The organism is Kitasatospora sp. CB01950, assembly GCF_001905465.1.
Taxonomy (GTDB): domain Bacteria; phylum Actinomycetota; class Actinomycetes; order Streptomycetales; family Streptomycetaceae; genus Kitasatospora.
The window spans coordinates 488877-508289 of sequence record NZ_LISX01000005.1 but is presented as its reverse complement, the minus strand read 5'-3'; the positions used below and the strand labels follow the sequence as shown (position 1 = coordinate 508289).

Here is a 19413-nt window from a genome sequence, read left to right as displayed (position 1 = left end):
CCGGACGGACAAAACCTAATGCCCCCGTACAGGCCCAACAGCCATACTCGACCGGGTGTTCGTATCGATATCCACCACCGGCACCGCCGAGAACCCTGCATCCGACCTGGGCTTCCTCCTGCACAAGCACCCCGACAAGGTGCAGCGGTTCACCACCGCGCACGGCACCGCGCACGTCTTCTACCCCGAGTCCGGGGAAGACGCGTGCACCGCCGCGCTGCTGCTGGAAGTCGACCCTGCGGCGCTGCTGCGCCAAGGCCGGGGCAAGGGCCGCTCCGGCTCGCCCGACCTGGCGCTCGCCGAGTACGTCAACGACCGGCCGTACGCCGCGTCCTCGCTGCTCGCGGTGGCGCTGCGCACGGTGTTCCGGTCCGCGATGAAGGGCGAGTGCGGGCACCGGCCCGAACTGCCCGGCCGCGCCATGCCGTTGCGGATCGCGCTGCCCGCCGTCCCGGTGGCCGGCGACGGGCCGGCCCTGGTGGAGCGGCTGTTCGCCCCGCTGGGCTGGCAGGTCGAAGCGACGTGCGTCCCGCTGGACGAGTCCTTCCCCGAGTGGGGCGACTCCCGGTACGTGCGGCTCGAACTCACCGGCACACTGCGGCTCGCCGACGCCCTGCAGCACCTGTACGTGCTGCTGCCGGTGCTGGACGGCGCCAAGCACTACTGGGTCGCGCCCGACGAGGTCGACAAGCTGCTGGCGGCCGGTCAGGGCTGGCTCGCCGACCACCCCGAACGCGCCCTGATCACCCGCCGCTACCTGTCCCGCCGCTGGTCGCTGACCCGGCTCGCGATGGAACGCCTCGCCCTGGCCCGGCTGGCCGAGGCCGACGACCGCGAGGCCGAGGAACTCGACAACGCCGTCCCCGACACCCCGGAGGAGGTGACCGCCACCGACCCGACCACGGACGTGGAGACCGAACTCCCGACCGACGATGCGTCGACCCCGGCGCAGGCGGCACCGACCGGCGAACCGCAGCCGGAGCCGCCCGCCGTCGAGCCGCCCGCCGTCGAGGAGGCGGCCGGCCGCAGTGAGTCGCTGGCCGTCCAGCGGCGCACGGCGATCCTGGCCGCGCTGGCCGGCACCGGCGCCGCCCGGGTGCTCGACCTGGGCTGCGGCCAGGGCGAGTTGGTGGGCGCACTGCTCAAGGAGCCCCGGGTGACCGAGGTGGTCGGAGTGGACGTCTCCTCCCGGGCGCTGACGATCGCCGCCCGCCGGCTGCGGCTGGACCGGATGCCGGAGCGTCAGGCGCGCCGGGTGCGGCTGGTCCAGGGCGCGCTGACGTACACCGACGCCCGGCTGAAGGGCTACGACGCGGCGGTGCTGTGCGAGGTGATCGAGCACCTCGACCTGCCCCGGCTGCCCGCGCTGGAGTACGCCGTGTTCGGCGCGGCCCGGCCCGCCGCGGTCGTGGTCACCACACCGAACGTCGAGTACAACGTGCGCTGGGAGAGCCTGCCCGCCGGGCACGTCCGGCACGGCGACCACCGGTTCGAGTGGAGCCGGGCCGAGTTCACCGCCTGGGCGGAGCAGGTGGCCGACAGCTACGGCTACACGGTCGCGTTCGAACCGGTCGGCCCGCTCGACCCGGAGGTCGGCGCGCCCACCCAGCTCGCCCACTTCCGCCTCGCCGAGCCCGCCGACACCGCCGAGCTCGCCAAGACCGACACCGCCAAGGCTGACACCGCGGCCGGCACCGGCACCCCGTCGAACGACCTCGCCCTCGAAGGGAGCGCGAACCGATGACCACCGAATCCCCCGCGGACCAGAACCCGGCGGCCGAGACCCCGGAGGCCGAGACCCCGGAGGCCGGCCTCCCGGCCGGTCGGCGCCTCCCCGTCACCGACGTCTCGTTGGTGGTGCTGATCGGGAGCACCGGCTCCGGCAAGTCCAGCTTCGCCCGGAAGCACTTCCTGCCCACCCAGGTGGTCTCCTCGGACTTCTGCCGTGGGCTGGTCTCCGACGACGAGAACGACCAGTCCGCCTCGGCCGACGCCTTCGACGTGCTGCACTACGTCGTTGGCAAGCGCCTTGCGGCCGGCCGGCTCACCGTGGTCGACGCCACCAATGTCCAGCAGCACGCCCGGCGCGATCTGATCGCGCTCGCCCGGGAGCACAACGTGCTGCCGATCGCGATCGTGCTGGACGTGCCCGCCGAGGTGTGCGCCGAACGCAACCGGGCCCGGCCGGACCGGCAGCTGCCGGCGCACGTGATCCCCCGTCACCAGCGCGACCTGCGGCGCTCGCTGCGCGGCCTGGAACGCGAGGGCTTCCGCAAGGTGCACGTGCTGCGCGGGGTCGAGGAGATCGAGCACGCCGAGATCGTCCCGGAGAAGCGGTACAACGACCTGCGGCACCTGACCGGACCGTTCGACATCGTCGGCGACATCCACGGCTGCCGCTCCGAGCTGGAGACCCTGCTCGACCGTCTCGGCTACGCGATCACCCGCGACGACCAGGGCCGCCCGGTCGACGCCGCGCACCCCGAGGGCCGCACCGCGGTGTTCGTCGGCGACCTGGTCGACCGCGGCCCGGACAGCCCGGGCGTGCTGCGCCTGGTGATGGGCATGGTCGCGGCCGGCCACGCCCTCTGCGTGCCCGGCAACCACGAGAACAAGCTCGGCCGCTGGATGGACGGCCGCAAGGTCACCGTCTCGCACGGCCTGCAGGAGACCATCGACCAGCTCGCCGGCGAGAGCGAGGAGTTCCGCGCCCAGGTGCGGGAGTTCATGCGCGGTCTGGTCAGCCACTACCTGCTGGACGGCGGCGCGCTGGTGGTCTGCCACGCCGGCCTGCCGGAGAAGTTCCACGGCCGTGCCTCCGGCCGGGTCCGCTCGCACGCGCTGTACGGCGACACCACCGGCGAGACCGACGAGTACGGCCTGCCGGTGCGCTACCCGTGGGCCGAGGAGTACCGCGGCCGCGCCCTGGTGGTCTACGGCCACACCCCGGTGCCGGTGGCGAGCTTCCTCAACAACACCATCTGCCTCGACACCGGCTGCGTCTTCGGCGGCAGCCTCACCGCGCTGCGCTACCCGGAGCGGGAGATCGTCGGCGTGCCCGCCGAACAGGAGTGGTACGAGCCGGTCCGCCCGCTGCACCAGGACGCGCCCGGCGGCCGGGAAGGCCGTCCGCTGGACCTCGCCGACGTGGCCGGCCGCCGCGTGGTGGAGACCGGCACGCTCGGCAACGTCGCAGTCCGGGAGGAGAACGCCGCCGCCGCGCTGGAGGTGATGAGCCGCTTCGCGCTCGACCCGCGACTGCTCGCCTACCTGCCGCCGACCATGGCGCCCTCGCCGACCTCCCGCCGCGAAGGCCTGCTGGAGCACCCCGAGGAGGCGTTCCTCGCCTACCGGCACGACGGGGTGCGGCAGGTGATCTGCGAGGAGAAGCACATGGGCTCGCGCGCCGTGGTCCTGGTCGCCCGGGACGACGCCGCGCTGGACAAGCGCTTCGGCCTGCCCGGTCCGGGCGCGATCTGGACCAGGACCGGCCGCGCCTTCCTGTCCGACGAACAGCTCACCGGCGCGATACTCGACCGGCTGCGGGCCGCCGCCGAGCAGTCCGGCCTGTTCGACGAACTCGACACCGGCTGGCTGCTGTTGGACGCCGAGCTGATGCCCTGGTCGCTGAAGGCCGTCGACCTGCTGCGCCGCCAGTACGCCGCGGTCGGCGCGGCCGCCGGCGCCGCCCTGCCCGTCGCGCTCGACGCCCTCGCCAAGGCCGCCGCCCGCGGACTGGACGTGGCGGAGCTGACCGGCCGCCAGCAGGAGCGCACCGCCGACGCGCTGGCGTTCACCGAGGCGTACCGGCGCTACTGCTGGCCGACCGAGGGCCTGGACGGCATCCGGCTGGCCCCGTTCCAGCTGCTCGCCGCCGAGGGCGCCAACCTGGCGCTGCGCCCGCACACCGAGCACCTCGACCTGATCGACCGGCTGGTCGCCGCCGACCACCGGCTCGCGGAGGAGAGCGGCGGCGGCACCCCGGTGCTGCACCGCACCGGGCGGATGCTGGTCGACACCGAGGACGAGGCCTCGACGGCCGCGGCCGTCGCCTGGTGGGAGGAGCTGACCGGCGCGGGCGGCGAGGGCATGGTGGTCAAGCCGGTCGAGGCACTGCAGCGGGACGGCAGCGGGCGACCGGTCCAGCCCGGTCTGAAGGTGCGCGGGCGCGAGTACCTGCGGATCATCTACGGCCCGGACTACATCCGGCGGCTGGACCGGCTCCGGCAGCGCTCGCTGGGCCACAAGCGCTCGCTCGCCCAGCGCGAGTACGCGCTCGGCCTGGAGGCACTGGACCGGCTGGCGGCCGGCGAGCCGCTCTGGCGGGTGCACGAGGCGGTGTTCGCGGTGCTGGCACTGGAGTCCGAGCCGGTCGACCCCCGACTCTGACCCCGGCCGGGCCCAGGCCGTGCCCCGTTCGGGCCGGCCGTGCCCCGGACAGTCCGCGCGAGGCCCCGTTCGGGCCTCGCGCGGGCCTGTTGTGCGGACCTCCGGTGCCCGCACAACAGCCCCGCCATTGCATGATTATTCGACGACTCGTATACACTTCCCGTCTCAGCCCGTTGACCGACCCAGGAGACCGGTATGGCGTTCAACCTCCGGAACAGGCACTTCCTCAAGGAGACCGACTTCACTCCCCAGGAGTTCCGTCACCTGGTCGACCTCGCGGCGCAGCTCAAGGCGGCCAAGTACGCGGGGACGGAGCAGCCGCGGCTGAAGGGAAAGAACATCGCCCTGATCTTCGCCAAGACCTCCACCCGCACCCGCTGCGCGTTCGAGGTGGCGGCCCACGACCAGGGCGCGTCCACCACGTACCTCGACCCGGCCGGGTCGCAGATGGGCCACAAGGAGTCGGTGAAGGACACCGCCCGGGTGCTGGGCCGGATGTTCGACGGCATCGAGTACCGGGGCGACGGCCAGGAGATCGTCGAGGAACTGGCCGCCCACGCGGGTGTCCCGGTATGGAACGGCCTGACCGACGAGTGGCACCCCACCCAGATGCTGGCCGACGTGCTCACCATCCAGGAGCACGCCACCAAGCCGCTGAACGAGACCACGCTGGTCTACCTCGGCGACGCCCGCTCCAACATGGGCAATTCGCTGCTGGTCACCGGCGCGCTGCTGGGCATGGACATCCGGATCGTCGCCCCGGCGCAGCTGTGGCCGTCGGAGGAGGTCCAGAAGGCCGCCCACACCCTGGCCGAGGCCAGCGGCGCCCTGATCACGCTGACCGAGGACGTCGCGGCGGGCGTCGCGGGCGCGGACTTCCTGTACACCGACGTTTGGGTGTCGATGGGCGAGCCCAAGGAGGTCTGGGCCGAGCGGATCGCCCTGCTGAAGCCCTACCAGGTCTCCATGGACACGGTGCGCGCCACCGGGAACCCGGCGGTCAAGTTCCTGCACTGCCTGCCCGCGTACCACGACCTCGGCACCGAGATCGGCCGGCAGATGTTCGAACTCACCGGCATGGCCGAACTGGAGTGCACCGACGAACTCTTCGAGTCGGCGCACTCCGTGGTCTTCGACCAGGCCGAGAACCGCCTGCACACCATCAAGGCCGTGATGGTGGCCACCCTCGGTTCCTGACCCCCGGGCCCGAGGGCGGGCTCAGAAGTCGACGTCGACGCAGCCCACCCGGTCGGCGGCGGCGTGCCGGCCCGCGTCGGTGCCGGCGTGCAGCACCAGCGAGTGCGCGCCGTCGGGCCGGAACGCCCAGGGGACGGTCGCCGAGGCGTGGCCGGCCCCGCCGGCGTCGGTGTGCACCGTCATCCGCACCTCGTTGTCCGCGGAGTCCGCGTTCGCCACGTGCTGGTAGTGCGGGCCGGACGCCGCCGGGTCGACGCCGCAGTAGCCGGTGTGCACGTGCGCCGGGAACTCGTGCGGGCCGGCCACGCCGGCGAGTTCCACCGCGACGGTCGTCCGGCCCTCCTCCCGGTGGACGGTGACCCGCACCTGCGCGCCGTACGGCACCAGGTCGGGTGCGTGGGTGACCGCCCGGGCGGGGACGAAGCCGTCGGCGCGGTCGAACTGGGCGTTCACCACCTGGTCGGGTACGGTCCCGGCGGTCGCCCCGCCGGGTCCGGGGGCCTCGGGCGGGCCGATCGGCAGCAGTGCGAGCGGCATCAGCAGTGCGCCGGCGGCGGAGGACAGGGGCATCGCGGACCTTCCGACGGGCTGTCAGGGAACACCGCCCACGGTGGCCGCCGGGCACCCCGCCCGCACGCCGCCGTGCCGCAGCACCGCCCGCAGTCACCCGTACGAGAACGCTCCGACGCCGCCGGGGCCCGGCAAGCCCGTCAGCCGGCGGCGGTGATGCCGCGGATCTCGCAGCGCGGCCCGCTGGCGCGCATCAGGCGCAGGTCGGCGGTGATCAGCGGGGCGCCGCACTGTTCGGCGACCGCGACGTAGGCGGCGTCGTCCGGGGTCAGGTTGTCCTTGAGCTCCCAGATCCGGCCGAGCAGCGGGGCGAGCTCCACCTTGCGGATGGGCAACTCCGGCAGCCGCCGGGCGACTTCGGCCGCCTGCTCGGCGGTGACCTCCTTGGCGAGGTAGAGGCCGCGCAGCGACTGCATCACCTCGATCAGCACATGCTCGGGCGCGACCCAGTCGAGGTCGGCGGCCAGCGCGGCCCGGGCCGCGGCCCCCCGCGGGCCCTGGTCGGCGAGCGAGAGCACCACTGCGGAAGCGTCCACCACGATCACCCGCCCACGGTAGCCCGCCGACGGTGCGGCACGGCACCCGGGTGCCCAACCCCCGTCCCCGGCACGCCGATCCGCACCCGCCGGGCACCGGGGCGCCCCGCTACGGAGCGGTCCTGCCCCCCGCCGGCGCGCCCCCCGCCGGCGCGCCCCCCGTCACGCCGGCCGACGGCTGGGCGGCCGGGCCCGAACCCGGCGTCAGTGCGGAGGGCGGCAGGTCCGCCGGGCCGTGCGCGGCGAAGGCCTTCACCTGTTCAGCGGCGGACTCGGCCTGGCTGCGGCTGATGTAGGGCTGCCAGTTCGGGTCGAACGCCCACTTCGCGAGGGTGTTCAGGGACACCCCCGGCTCTGCTCCGTCCATGCCGGTGGCGGTCAGCGTGATCTGGACGCCGTCCTGCGACCGCAGGAGCTTCGCCGCGTAGGCGGTCTGCTGGTTGTCGCCCCGGAAGCTGTAGGCCGCCCCGGACTCGCCGTTGACGCCCTGGACGATCTCGCAGTGCTCGGTGGTGGGGTGGCCGGCGCAGTCGACACCCTCGCGGGTCGGTGACGGCCCGTCGTCGGGGGCCACCAGGTCGATCTCGATCACGCTGATCCGATTGGTGACGCGGTCGTGCACCCGGGCGACGATGTAGGTGTGCAGGTCCGTGCTGACGGGATAGGCGTTGCTGTTCCAGGTCATGACGGTCAGGTCGGGGCCGAGCAGACGGCCGAGCACGACCATGCCGGCGGCCCCGGTCATCGGCACCCGGTCCGACGGCAGGGTGGCCCGCGGCGTGGGGACGGGCGTCGTCGAGCTTCCGGCGGCGGGGGTGGCGGCGGCGGTGGGCGGTGCGCCGGGGCGCAGCAGCAGTCCGCCGACCAGTGCCAGCCCGGCGACGCCGACGACGGCCCCGGTGAGCACGACCCGCCGTCGCCGCCGGATGGCGCTGCCCTCGGCGGTGGCCCCGGCGACGAGCAGGCCGAGGTCGGGCACGGCCTCGCCGACGGCCCATTCGAAGACGTCGCTCAGCTCCCGCTCGGACTCGGGCTCGGGCATGGGGGTCTCTCGCTTTCTGGTGGTCGGACGCTCGGGGCGTGGCGCAGTGGGTCGTCCGGTTCGGGCGACCGGGGGGCGGCGGGGGCGACGGGGAGGGGACGCGGGCTCGGTCACGGCACGAGGGTGTCCAGGTGCGGGGAGAGCTGGCGGCGCAGCCGGGTGAGGGCGCGCAGCGCGCGGACCCGGACGGTGCCGGGGGCGAGCTGGAGTTCGGCGGCGGTCTCCTCGACGCTGCGGTCCTCCCAGTAGCGCAGCACCAGGACGGCCCGGTCCTTGGGCGGCAGTTCGGCGAGTGCGGAGAGCAGGGCGACGCGCAGCGCCGGGTCGCTGTCGGGGGCGGCCTGTTCGGGGAGGAAGTCGAGCCCGGGCAGTTCGCTGCTGCGGCGCAGCCGCCGGTGCGAGAGGTAGCAGCGCAGCAGCACGGTGCGGGCGTAGGCGATCGGGCTGTCGGCCTGCCGGACGCGTCCCCAGGAGGCGTAGATGCGGGCGAGCGCGGTCTGGGTGAGGTCCTCGGCGAGGTGCCAGTCGCCGCAGAGCAGCAGGGCGGTGCGGAACAGTGCGGTGCCGCGGGCGCGCGCGAACTCCTCGAACTCGCGCCGCTCCTCGGCCCGCCGCCGCCCCACCGCCATCCGCACCCCTTGTCACGTGCCGGGTTTCCGGCGGCCCGATCGGCTGGACGAGGCACCGCCCGGTACATGGAAGACAGATGCGCCGGGGCTGCGGTTGCGTTACAGGATGTACCGGTGAAGTTTGGACGGAGCCATGCACTATGGTTTATCTCGACATCGAGATACATTCCGCGCTAGAATTTATCTTGACGTCAAGATACTTGCCGAGAGGCGCAGGCCCCGCGTCCGGCGGGCCTTCCATCATCGGCTCGGTAGGCGGCGGCTGCCAGGTTAGCCAAGCCTTACCTTATCACCGGGTGGACCAAGAAGGAGTCAGTCGTGTCCGCGAACAGCTTCGACGCTCGCAGCTCGCTGCAGGTGGGCGACGAGTCGTACGAGATCTTCAAGCTCTCCGCCGTCGAGGGTTCCGAGCGGCTGCCGTACAGCCTCAAGGTCCTGCTGGAGAACCTGCTCCGCACCGAGGACGGCGCGAACATCACCGCCGACCACATCCGCGCCCTGGGCGGCTGGGACCCGACGGCCGAGCCGTCCGAGGAGATCCAGTTCACCCCGGCCCGCGTGATCATGCAGGACTTCACCGGCGTGCCCTGCGTGGTCGACCTGGCCACCATGCGCGAGGCCGTGAAGGAGCTGGGCGGCGACCCGTCCAAGATCAACCCGCTGGCGCCGGCCGAGCTGGTCATCGACCACTCCGTCATCGCCGACAAGTTCGGCACCCCGGACGCCTTCGTCCAGAACGTCGAGATCGAGTACGGCCGCAACAAGGAGCGCTACCAGTTCCTGCGCTGGGGCCAGACCGCGTTCGACGAGTTCAAGGTCGTCCCGCCCGGCACCGGCATCGTCCACCAGGTCAACATCGAGCACCTGGCCCGCACCGTCATGGTCCGCAACGGCCAGGCGTACCCCGACACCTGCGTCGGCACCGACTCGCACACCACCATGGTCAACGGCCTGGGCGTGCTGGGCTGGGGCGTCGGCGGCATCGAGGCCGAGGCCGCGATGCTCGGCCAGCCGGTCTCGATGCTGATCCCGCGCGTGGTCGGCTTCAAGCTGAACGGCCAGCTGCCGGCCGGCACCACCGCCACCGACCTGGTGCTCACCATCACCGAGATGCTGCGCAAGCACGGTGTGGTCGGCAAGTTCGTCGAGTTCTACGGCGAGGGCGTCACCTCGATCCCGCTGGCGAACCGCGCCACCATCGGCAACATGTCGCCGGAGTTCGGCTCGACCTGTGCGATCTTCCCGATCGACGCCGAGACCATCAACTACCTGAAGCTCACCGGCCGCAGGGAGCAGCAGCTCGCCCTGGTCGAGGCGTACGCCAAGGAGCAGGGCCTCTGGCACGACCCGTCGGTCGAGCCGGTCTACTCCGAGTACCTGGAGCTGGACGTCTCCACCGTCGTCCCGTCGATCTCCGGCCCGAAGCGCCCGCAGGACCGCGTGATCCTGGCCGAGGCCGCCGAGAAGTTCGCCGAGGCGCTGCCGACCTACTCCGCCGAGGCCTCGAAGCCGACCGCCGTCACCGCCCCCGACGGCTCGACCTACGAGATCGACAACGGCGCGGTCGTGATCGCCTCGATCACCTCCTGCACCAACACCTCCAACCCCTCCGTCATGCTGGGCGCCGCCCTGCTGGCGAAGAAGGCCGTGGACAAGGGCCTCACGGTCAAGCCGTGGGTCAAGACCACCCTGGCGCCCGGCTCCAAGGTCGTCATGGACTACTACGAGAAGGCCGGCCTGCTCCCGTACATGGAGAAGCTGGGCTTCAACCTGGTCGGCTACGGCTGCGTCACCTGCATCGGCAACTCGGGCCCGCTGCCCGAGGAGGTCTCCGCCGCGGTGAACGAGTCCGACCTCGCGGTCGTCTCGGTGCTCTCCGGCAACCGCAACTTCGAGGGCCGGATCAACCCGGACGTCAAGATGAACTACCTGGCGTCCCCGCCGCTGGTGGTCGCCTACGCCCTCGCCGGCAACATGAACGTCGACATCACCAAGGACGCGCTGGGCCAGGACGCCGACGGCAACGACGTCTTCCTCGCCGACATCTGGCCGTCCGAGCAGGAGGTCGCCAACGCGGTCGCCGGCTCCATCGACGAGGCCATGTTCGACAAGGGCTACCAGGACGTCTTCGCCGGCGACCACCGCTGGCAGTCGCTCCCGGTCCCGACCGGCAACACCTTCGAGTGGGACGCCGAGTCCACCTACGTCCGCAAGCCCCCGTACTTCGAGGGCATGGCCAAGACCCCGAGCCCGGTGACCGACATCGCCGGCGCCCGCGTGCTGGCCAAGCTGGGCGACTCGGTCACCACCGACCACATCTCCCCGGCCGGCAACATCAAGCCGGGCACCCCGGCGGCGCAGTACCTCACCGAGCACGGTGTGGAGAAGCGTGACTTCAACTCCTACGGCTCGCGCCGTGGCAACCACGAGGTCATGATCCGCGGCACCTTCGCCAACATCCGCCTGCGCAACCAGATCGCGCCGGGCACCGAGGGCGGCTACACCCGCGACTTCACCCAGGCCGACGCGCCGGTGTCGTTCATCTACGACGCCTCGCAGAACTACCAGGCCGCGGGCATCCCGCTGGTGGTCCTGGCGGGCAAGGAGTACGGCTCCGGCTCGTCCCGCGACTGGGCGGCCAAGGGCACCGCGCTGCTCGGCGTCAAGGCCGTCATCGCCGAGTCCTACGAGCGCATCCACCGCTCCAACCTGATCGGCATGGGCGTCCTGCCGCTGCAGTTCCCGGCCGGCCAGAACGCCGACTCGCTGGGCCTGACCGGCGAGGAGACCTTCGAGTTCACCGGTGTCACCGAGCTGAACGAGGGCCGCACCCCGAAGACCGTCAAGGTCAAGGCCGGTGCGATCGAGTTCGACGCGGTCGTGCGCATCGACACCCCCGGCGAGGCGGACTACTACCGCAACGGCGGCATCCTGCAGTACGTGCTGCGCAGCCTCATCGGCTGACGACACGCCTGAAGAGCCGCACCACCCCGGAAGGGGCGGTGCGGCTCTTTGCCATTTCTTGGGATGAATCCGGCCATCCCCTTGTGCGAACACGCGCAACTGGACTAGACCTCTCCATCAGCACTTGGTCCATACCAATTTCACGCTGAATCGGACGGAGAGATTCACGGAATGACCAGACGCACCTCGGCCCTCCTCGTCGCCGCGACCATCGGCGCCCTGCTCGTCTCCCCGGCTGCCGCGCAGGCCCAGGAGAAGGGACCGCGCCTGAACGGGCAGCGGGTCGGCTACTTCACCCAGTGGGGCATCTACAGCGGGTTCTCCGCCAAGAAGGTCCAGGACAGCGGCCAGGCCGGCCGGTTGACCGTGCTCAACTACGCGTTCGGCAACGTCTCCGCCGACGGCACCTGCTTCGAGGCGAACGAGGCCGGGGCGGGCGACGCCTGGGCCGACTACCAGCGGCCGGTGGGCGCCGAGGAGTCGGTGGACGGCGTGGCCGACGCCCCCGGCCAGGCGCTCAAGGGCAACTTCAACCAGCTGCGCAAGCTGAAGGCGAAGAACCCGCAGCTGCGGGCGGTGATCTCGCTGGGCGGCTGGAGCTGGTCCAAGCACTTCTCGGACGCGGCGCTCACCGACGCCTCCCGGAAGAAGTTCGTCTCCTCCTGCATCGACCTGTACCTCAAGGGCGACCTGCCGCAGCTGGGCTCCGCGGAGGGCGGCGCGGGCGCGGGCGCCGGGGTGTTCGACGGCATCGACATCGACTGGGAGTACCCGGGCAGCCCGGGCGACGAGGGCAACGTGGTGCGCCCAGAGGACGGGCGGAACTTCACCCTGCTGATGCAGGAGTTCCGCACCCAACTCGACGCGCTGTCGGGCCGGAAGGGCCCGCACTACCTGCTCACCGCCGCGGTGCCGGCCGGCGAGTCCGCGATCGACAAGTTCGAGATCGACAAGGTCGCCGAGCCGGTGGACTGGCTGAACCTGATGGCCTACGAGCTGCACGGCCCGTGGGAGACCAAGGGCCCGACCAACCACGAGTCCAACCTGTACTCCGACCCGAACGACCCCACCGGCCTGCAGCTGAGCGTGGACCGTCTGGTCGGCGCCTACACGGACCGCGGCCTGCCGTCGAAGAAGGCCGTGGTGGGCGTCCCGCTCTACGGCTTCGGCTGGGCGGGCGTGCCGGCCGGCCCGCGCGGCAACGGCCTGTACCAGTCGGCCACCGGCCTGGCCCGCGGCGGCACCCTGTCGTACAAGCAGATCAAGGAGCTGCCCGGCAAGGTCTGGACCGACCGGGCGCACGGCGTGAGCTGGAAGTACGACGGCACCGACTTCTGGACGTACGACACCCCGGAGATGGCGACCGCCAAGGCCCGCTACGTGCGGGAGAACGACCTGGCCGGTGTGATGGTCTGGTCGCTGGACGGCGACGACGCCCAGGGCAGCATGATCGCCGCGCTGGACAAGGGCCTTCGGAACGACTGAAACTGAGGGCCAATCAGGGATCACTGCGCGCAGCTCCGCCGTCACAGTTCTCGAACCGTGATGCGCGGAGCTGCGCGTTTGTATGTTCAAACGAACACAAGCGCGCTAGATTCGCGATCACGGCTGGCGCGGACATGCAATGAGCAGGGTCCCTGCACATTGCACATGCTGCACCGCCGACAACGCTTTGACTGTCAGGTTTGTTATCAGACCGGCGGCCTATTGCTGTCAGATGAACAGTGGACTATACCTTTGCGCATCATCACACCGCCTCTGACCGGCAACTTCGCCGCTGGGCACCTTCCGGGCCAAGGGAGTTGACGTGACGTCAGCTCGGCTCATTTCTTCTGGAACTGAGGGGTTAGGGCACGCATGGGCTCTGCAACTGAGTACAACCGCCGCGACCTGTTCAAGCGCGCGGCCGCGATCACCGTCCTGGCGGCCGGCAGCAGCTCGCTGCTCGCGGCCTGCGCCGGCGGTACCGGCAGCAGCGACAACAAGTCGAGCTCTCCGGCGGTCGGGGGCGACAGCAAGAACCCGTTCGGGGTCAAGGCGAGTGACCCGCTGGACGTCGTGATCTTCAAGGGCGGCTACGGCGACGACTACGCCAAGGCCTTCGAGGACATGTACAAGAAGACCTACTCGGGCGCGAACATCTCGCACCTGGGTACCCAGGAGATCAGCGGCAAGCTCCAGCCGCGCTTCAACGCGGGCAACCCGCCGGACGTCATCGACAACTCCGGCGCCCAGCAGATGAAGCTCGACGTCCTGGCCGGCGCCGGTCAGCTCGCCGACCTGACGGCGCTGTTGGACGCCCCGTACCTGGACGACCCGTCGAAGAAGATCCGCGACGTCCTGCTGCCGGGCACCATCGAGCAGGGCACCATCGGCGACAAGATGTACTCGCTGAACTACGTGTACACCGTGTACGGCCTCTGGTACTCGGCCAAGCTGTTCAAGGACAAGGGCTGGACCGCGCCCAAGACCTGGGACGAGTTCATCACCCTCTGCGGCACCATCAAGGCCGCCGGCGTCGCCCCGTTCGCGCACCAGGGCAAGTACCCCTACTACGCGAACTACGTGATCCTCGACCTGATCGGCAAGCAGGGCGGCGCCGAGCTGATCAAGAAGATCAACGCCTGTGAGGCCGCGGCCTGGGACGACCCGGCCGTGCTCGCCGGTGTCTCCGCGTTCTACAAGATCATGGAGAACGACTACCTGCTCCCGGGCACCAACGGCATGACCCACACCGAGTCGCAGACCGCCTGGTGCCAGGGCAAGGCCGCCTTCATCCCGTCCGGCTCCTGGCTGGAGAACGAGATGCTGGCCTCCACCCCGGCCGACTTCGACATGGCCTTCCTGCCGATCCCGTCGCTGCCCGGCGACAAGCTGCCCGCCACCGCGGTCCGGGCCGGCGCCGGCGAGCCGTTCATCGTGCCGACCAAGGCCAAGAACAAGAACGGCGGCCTCGAGTTCCTGCGCATGATGCTGACGAAGGAGGGCTCCGGCAAGTTCGCCGCCGCCGCCAACTCCCTCACCGTCCTCAAGGGCGGCATCGGCGCCGACGTGCAGCTCAAGCCGGGCACCAAGTCGTCCGCCACCGCCGTCGACGCGGCCGGCACCGGGACGTTCAACTTCACCTACCCGGACCTGCAGACCCCGTTCGACACCGAGCTGCAGAACGCCACCAACGAGCTGGTCAACAAGCGCATCACTCCGAAGGAGTGGGTGGCCCGCGGCAAGGCCGCGACCGCCAAGAAGGTCTGACCCACCAGCAGGCCGACGGCTTGTCACCGAAAGGCCGGGGTCCGCTCGCGGGCCCCGGCCGTTCCACGCGATAACCGCAGTTCCAAGCCTGTCTGACCACAGGCTGTCGGCGGACAGGAGCAGCTCGCATGCGTCACCGTAAATACCCCTTCATCTTCGGGTTCCTCGTCGTTCCCGTCGTGCTGTACATCGCCCTGGTCATCTGGCCCTACCTGCAGACCTTCGGCTACTCGCTGACGGACTGGTCCGGCGCCTCGCCGGAGATGAACTTCATCGGGCTGGACAACTACACCAAGCTCTTCAAGGACAGCGTTTTCCTCGGCGCACTGCAGCACAATCTGCTGCTGCTGATCGTGCTGCCGCTGGCCACCATCCTGCTGGCGCTGTTCTTCGCCTTCATGCTCAACGTGGGCGGCCGGAGCGGGACGGGCGGTGTGCAGGGCGTGCGGGGATCCGCCTTCTACAAGGTGGTCTTCTTCTTCCCGCAGGTGCTGTCGGTCGCGATCCTGTCGGTGCTCTTCCAGGGCGTCTACCGGACCGACGAGGGCGGTCTGCTGAACGGCGTGCTGTCCAAGATCGGCATCGTCGACCCGGCGCACCCCTGGCAGTGGCTCGCCGACCCCGACTTCGGCCTGTGGTGCATCATGGGCGTGCTGATCTGGTCCGGCGTCGGCTTCTACCTGGTGCTGTTCTCGGCCGCCATGCAGAGCATCCCGAAGGACATCTACGAGGCCGCCCTGCTGGACGGCGCCAAGCGCGGCACCACCTTCTTCAAGATCACGCTGCCGCTGCTCTGGGAGACCATCCAGACCGCCTGGGTCTACCTGGCGATCGCCGCGATGGACGCCTTCGCGCTGGTCTCCACCATGACTCCCGGCGCCTACTACGGCGGTGGCCCGGACCACCACAGCGAGATCATGGCGACCTTGCTGATGCGCAACTTCATCACCTTCGGCAAGGCCGGCTACGCCTGTGCCATGGGTGTGGTGATCTTCTTCATCACCATGGTCCTGTCCGTCGTCTCGCTCCGGGTCACCCGGCGCGAGAAGATCGAGTTCTGAGGTTCCCGGCATGAGCACCAATACCGACGCGACCACCGGCATCCCGGCTCAGCGGGGCGGGGACGACAAGCCGCGCAGGCCCGGCAAGGAACAGCGCTTCGCGGACGGCGGGGGAGTCCTCAACGTCTTCTCGCACGGCTTCCTGGCGCTGTGGGCACTGCTGATCATCGGTCCGCTGATCTGGATCGTCCTCGGCTCCTTCAAGAACAACACCGAGATCGGCAGCAGCGCCTGGAGCTGGCCGTCCCACTGGAGCTTCGACGCCTTCGGCCGGGCCTGGCAGAAGGGCATCGGCGACTTCTTCGTCAACACCCTGATCGTGCTGGCCGGTTCGCTCACGCTGACGATGCTGCTCGGCGCGATGGCCGCCTACGTGCTGGCCCGTTACGAGTTCCGTGGCAACCGGGTCATCTACTACTTCTTCGTCGCCGGCGCGATGTTCCCGGTGTACCTGGCGCTCGTCCCGCTGTTCTTCATGGTGAAGAACCTCGGCGACGTGATCCCGTGGCTGGGCCTGAACCAGTACGTCGGCCTGATCCTGGTGTACACGGCCTACTCGCTGCCGTTCACCGTGTTCTTCCTGTACTCGTTCTTCCGCTCGCTGCCCAGCGCCGTGCACGAGGCCGCGATGATCGACGGCTGCTCGCACAGCCGGGCGTTCTTCCAGGTCATGGTGCCGATGGCGAAGTCCGGCCTGATCAGCGTGTTCATCTTCAACGTGCTCGGGCAGTGGAACCAGTACCTGCTGCCGCTGACCCTGATGCAGCAGCAGAGCGGCTCCGACCCGGACCACTCGATGCTTGCCCAGGGCCTGATGAACCTGGCCCAGCAGTCCGGCTACGCCAGCGACTTCCCCGGCCTGTTCGCCGGCATGACGATCGCGATGCTGCCGGTGCTGGTGGTGTACCTGTCCTTCCAGCGCCAGGTCCAGGCGGGTCTGACCTCCGCCACCCTGAAGTAGCGGACGCCCGTGCGCAGTTGGGCAACTCCCGGTCTGGAGCCGGAAGTTGCCCAACTGCGCGTTCGGCTACTCGGCGTCGCACTCCTGGGCGCGCAGCGCGCGGGCCAGGTCGTCGCGGCACTCCAGCACCAGGCGGCGCAGCGCCGGCGCGGCGGCCGGGTGCCCGGTCAGCCAGGCGTCGGTGGCCGCCAGGGTCTCGGGCGTGGTCTGGTACCGCGGGAAGAAGCCGCCGACGATCCGCATCGCGATCTCGATCGAGCGGTCCGCCCAGATCGACTCCAGGATCTCGAAGTACGGCCGGGTGTAGCCGGCCGTCAACTCGCGCTGCCCGGCCAGGTTGAAGCCGGCGATCTGCGCCTCGACCAGGGCGTTGGGCAGTTCGTCGGAGTCGACCACCGAGGTCCAGGCGGCGGCCTTGGCCTCCGCGGTGGGCCGCGCGGCCAGGCACTCGGTGTGCTGGCGGCGGCCGCCGGCGGTGTTGTCGCGGGCCAGTTCGGCGGCCAGCTCCTCGGTGGTGGCGTCGCCGTTGGCGGCGAGGGCCAGCCAGAAGTTCCAGCGCAGTTCCTGGTCGATCGTCAGGCCGTCGATCCGGGCGGTGTCCTCCAGCAGGCCGCGCAGCAGCTGCAGGTGGTCGGCGCGCTCGGCGGTGTCGGCCAGGAAACGGGCCCAGGCGAGCTGGTGGTCGCTGCCGGGGGCGGCCTGGGAGAGCTCGCGCAGCGCGACCTCGGCGAGTGCGGTGCCGTACTCGGCGCGGCGGGCCGGGTCCGCGTACACCTCCAGGGCGACGCCGGCCTGCTGGTGCAGGGACTGCAACACGCCGATGTCGGACTCCCGGCCGGCGAAGCGCTGCACCAGGTCGAGGTAGTCGCGGGTGGGCATCAGCCCGTCCCGGGTCAGGTTCCACACCGCGGACCAGGCCAGTGCCCGGGCCAGGCCGGACTCGCCGGCGATGTCGCCGAGGCCGGTGCGCAGGGTCTCCAGCGAGCGCTCGTCGAAGCGGACCTTGCAGTACGTCAGGTCGTCGTCGTTGAGCAGCACCAGCGCGGGCACCGAACGCCCGGCCGCCTCGGCGACCACGGTGCGGGCGCCGGTGACGTCCAGCTCGTAGCGGTCGGTGCGGACCAGCGAGCCGTCCTCGGCGCGGTCGTACAGGCCGACGGCGATCCGGTGCGGGCGCAGCCCACGCGGCGGAGCGGCGTCATCGAGCACAGTGCCGTCCTGCCGGATCGCCAGCTCGGTGAGCCGGCCCTCGGCGTCCGAAGTGACCTCGGGGGTCAGGACGTTGACGCCGGAGGTCTGCAGCCAGGCGGCGGACCAGGTGCGCAGGTCGCGGCCGCTGGTCTCCTCCAGGGCGTTCAGCAGGTCGGCGAGGACGGTGTTGCCGAAGGCGTGCTTCTTGAAGTAGCGGCGGGCGCCCTCGAAGAAGGCGTCCCGGCCGACGTAGGCGACCAGCTGCTTGAGGACGGACGCGCCCTTGGCGTAGGTGATGCCGTCGAAGTTGAGCTTGGCGTCTTCCAGGTCGCGGATGTCCGCGGTGATCGGGTGGGTGGTGGGGAACTGGTCCTGCCGGTACGCCCAGGCCTTGCGGCGGTTGGCGAAGGTGATCCAGGCGGAGCGGTACTTGGTGGCCTCGATCTGCGCGAAGGAGCCCATGAAGTCGGCGAACGACTCCTTCAGCCACAGGTCGTCCCACCACTTCATGGTGACCAGGTCGCCGAACCACATGTGCGCCATCTCGTGCAGGATCACGTTGGCGCGGGACTCGTACGCGGCCTCGGTGACCTTCGAGCGGTAGACGAACTCCTCGCGGAAGGTCACGCAGCCCGGGTTCTCCATCGCGCCGATGTTGTACTCGGGGACGAAGCACTGGTCGTACTTGCCGAACGGGTACGGGTAGTCGAACTCGTCGTGGAAGAAGTCCAGGCCCTGCTTGGTGACGGTGAGGATCTCGTCGGCGTCGAAGTACGGGGCCAGCGAGCGGCGGCAGGTGGCGGCGAGCGGGATCTCCAGCACGGTGCCGTCGGGCAGTTCGCGGGAGTAGTGGTCGCGCACCACGTGGTACGGGCCGGCCACCACGGCGGTCAGGTAGGTGGAGATCGGCCGGGTCGGCGCGAACTCCCAGGTGCGGGCGTCGCCTTCGTCGGTGATGCGCTCGTGCACCGCGTTGGCGTACACGTCCCAGGCCGCCGGGGCGGTCACGGTGAAGCTGAACGGGGCCTTCAGGTCGGGCTGTTCGAAGTTGGCGAACACCCGGCGGGAGTCGGCCGGCTCGTAGTGGGTGTAGAGGTAGGTCTCGCCGTCCACCGGGTCGACGAAGCGGTGCAGGCCCTCGCCGGTGCGGCTGTACGCGCACTCGGCGACCACGGTCAGCTCGTTGTGCGCGGCGAGCTCCGGCAGCGCGACCCGGGTGCCGTCGAACACCTCGGCCGGGTCCAGCGCGCGCCCGTTCAGCTCGACCGAGACCACCTCGGGGGCCAGCAGGTCGGCGAAGCTCGATGCGCCCGGAGCGCTGCAGTCGAACGAAATCCGGGTGGTGGATCGGAAGGTGGGCCGGCCGGGATCGGCCGCCGCACTCACGTCCAGGTGGATGCGGTAGCTCTCCACCCGAATGATCGCGGCCCGGTCGCGGGCCTCCTCACGGCTCAGGTTCTTGCCCGGCACGGCGGCACTCCTCTGTACGGAACACACGGCTTTCGGAGTGTTCATGGCACCCCGTGGGGGGCATCCTTTCACGCTCCCCCCGCTGTGCCATTGCACTGGGTGAGGAATCATCAGGGAAGCCCCCGGGTTGCAGCTCCGAGGGGGACACTCC

Annotated in this window: 13 protein-coding genes; 8 read left to right on the top strand and 5 right to left on the bottom strand. The window is 70.6% G+C overall.

Annotated elements, in window-relative coordinates; translation table 11 throughout:
* The first annotated feature begins 55 nt into the window (after positions 1 to 55).
* The 3 genes from AMK19_RS16770 to argF all read left to right on the top strand — a co-directional run bounded on the left by AMK19_RS16770 (position 56) and on the right by argF (position 5586).
* A complete protein-coding gene (locus tag AMK19_RS16770; protein ID WP_073812409.1) occupies positions 56 to 1744 on the top strand; it encodes a 3' terminal RNA ribose 2'-O-methyltransferase Hen1 in 1689 nt (562 codons plus the stop codon).
* Positions 1741 to 4389 (top strand): polynucleotide kinase-phosphatase, encoded by a 2649-nt coding sequence (locus AMK19_RS16765; RefSeq protein WP_073812408.1) that lies wholly within the window; start codon positions 1741 to 1743, stop codon positions 4387 to 4389. The genes AMK19_RS16770 and AMK19_RS16765 overlap by 4 nt, the downstream gene beginning before the upstream one ends.
* 195 nt (positions 4390 to 4584) lie before the next feature.
* The gene (argF, locus tag AMK19_RS16760) at positions 4585 to 5586 is read left to right on the top strand and encodes an ornithine carbamoyltransferase (protein WP_073812406.1); all 1002 of its coding nucleotides are present in this window, start codon (positions 4585 to 4587) and stop codon (positions 5584 to 5586) included.
* Between the two features lie 21 nt (positions 5587 to 5607).
* On the opposite strand, the gene AMK19_RS16755 is transcribed toward argF, so the two are convergent.
* The 4 genes from AMK19_RS16755 to AMK19_RS16740 form a co-directional block, all read right to left on the bottom strand.
* Entirely contained in the window at positions 5608 to 6156 is a 549-nt protein-coding gene (locus AMK19_RS16755) for a hypothetical protein (protein ID WP_073812405.1), read from the bottom strand.
* Positions 6157 to 6296: 140 nt separating this feature from the next.
* Entirely contained in the window at positions 6297 to 6701 is a 405-nt protein-coding gene (locus tag AMK19_RS16750) for a type II toxin-antitoxin system VapC family toxin (RefSeq protein WP_073812403.1), read from the bottom strand.
* Positions 6702 to 6801: 100 nt separating this feature from the next.
* Entirely contained in the window at positions 6802 to 7734 is a 933-nt protein-coding gene (locus AMK19_RS16745) for a hypothetical protein (RefSeq protein ID WP_073812402.1), read from the bottom strand.
* 110 nt (positions 7735 to 7844) lie between these two features.
* Entirely contained in the window at positions 7845 to 8363 is a 519-nt protein-coding gene (locus tag AMK19_RS16740) for a SigE family RNA polymerase sigma factor (protein WP_073812400.1), read from the bottom strand.
* 318 nt (positions 8364 to 8681) lie between these two features.
* Between AMK19_RS16740 and acnA the strand changes: the two genes are divergently transcribed.
* From acnA to AMK19_RS16715, 5 genes are all read left to right on the top strand, one after another.
* Positions 8682 to 11327: an aconitate hydratase AcnA gene (gene acnA, locus AMK19_RS16735; protein WP_073812399.1), complete on the top strand. Its 2646-nt coding sequence runs from the start codon at positions 8682 to 8684 to the stop codon at positions 11325 to 11327.
* 171 nt (positions 11328 to 11498) lie between these two features.
* Positions 11499 to 12812 (top strand): glycoside hydrolase family 18 protein, encoded by a 1314-nt coding sequence (locus tag AMK19_RS16730; protein ID WP_073812397.1) that lies wholly within the window; start codon positions 11499 to 11501, stop codon positions 12810 to 12812.
* 372 nt (positions 12813 to 13184) lie between these two features.
* On the top strand, positions 13185 to 14579 hold the full coding sequence (gene ngcE, locus AMK19_RS16725) for an N-acetylglucosamine/diacetylchitobiose ABC transporter substrate-binding protein (RefSeq protein ID WP_073812396.1): 1395 nt from the start codon (positions 13185 to 13187) through the stop codon (positions 14577 to 14579).
* Positions 14580 to 14707: 128 nt separating this feature from the next.
* Positions 14708 to 15640, top strand: a complete 933-nt coding sequence (locus AMK19_RS16720) for a carbohydrate ABC transporter permease (RefSeq protein WP_073812394.1) — start codon at positions 14708 to 14710, stop codon at positions 15638 to 15640.
* Positions 15641 to 15650: 10 nt separating this feature from the next.
* Positions 15651 to 16601: a carbohydrate ABC transporter permease gene (locus AMK19_RS16715; protein ID WP_073812393.1), complete on the top strand. Its 951-nt coding sequence runs from the start codon at positions 15651 to 15653 to the stop codon at positions 16599 to 16601.
* 66 nt (positions 16602 to 16667) lie between these two features.
* On the opposite strand, the gene pepN is transcribed toward AMK19_RS16715, so the two are convergent.
* Positions 16668 to 19262, bottom strand: a complete 2595-nt coding sequence (pepN, locus tag AMK19_RS16710) for an aminopeptidase N (RefSeq protein ID WP_073812391.1) — start codon at positions 19260 to 19262, stop codon at positions 16668 to 16670.
* Positions 19263 to 19413: the final 151 nt, after the last annotated feature.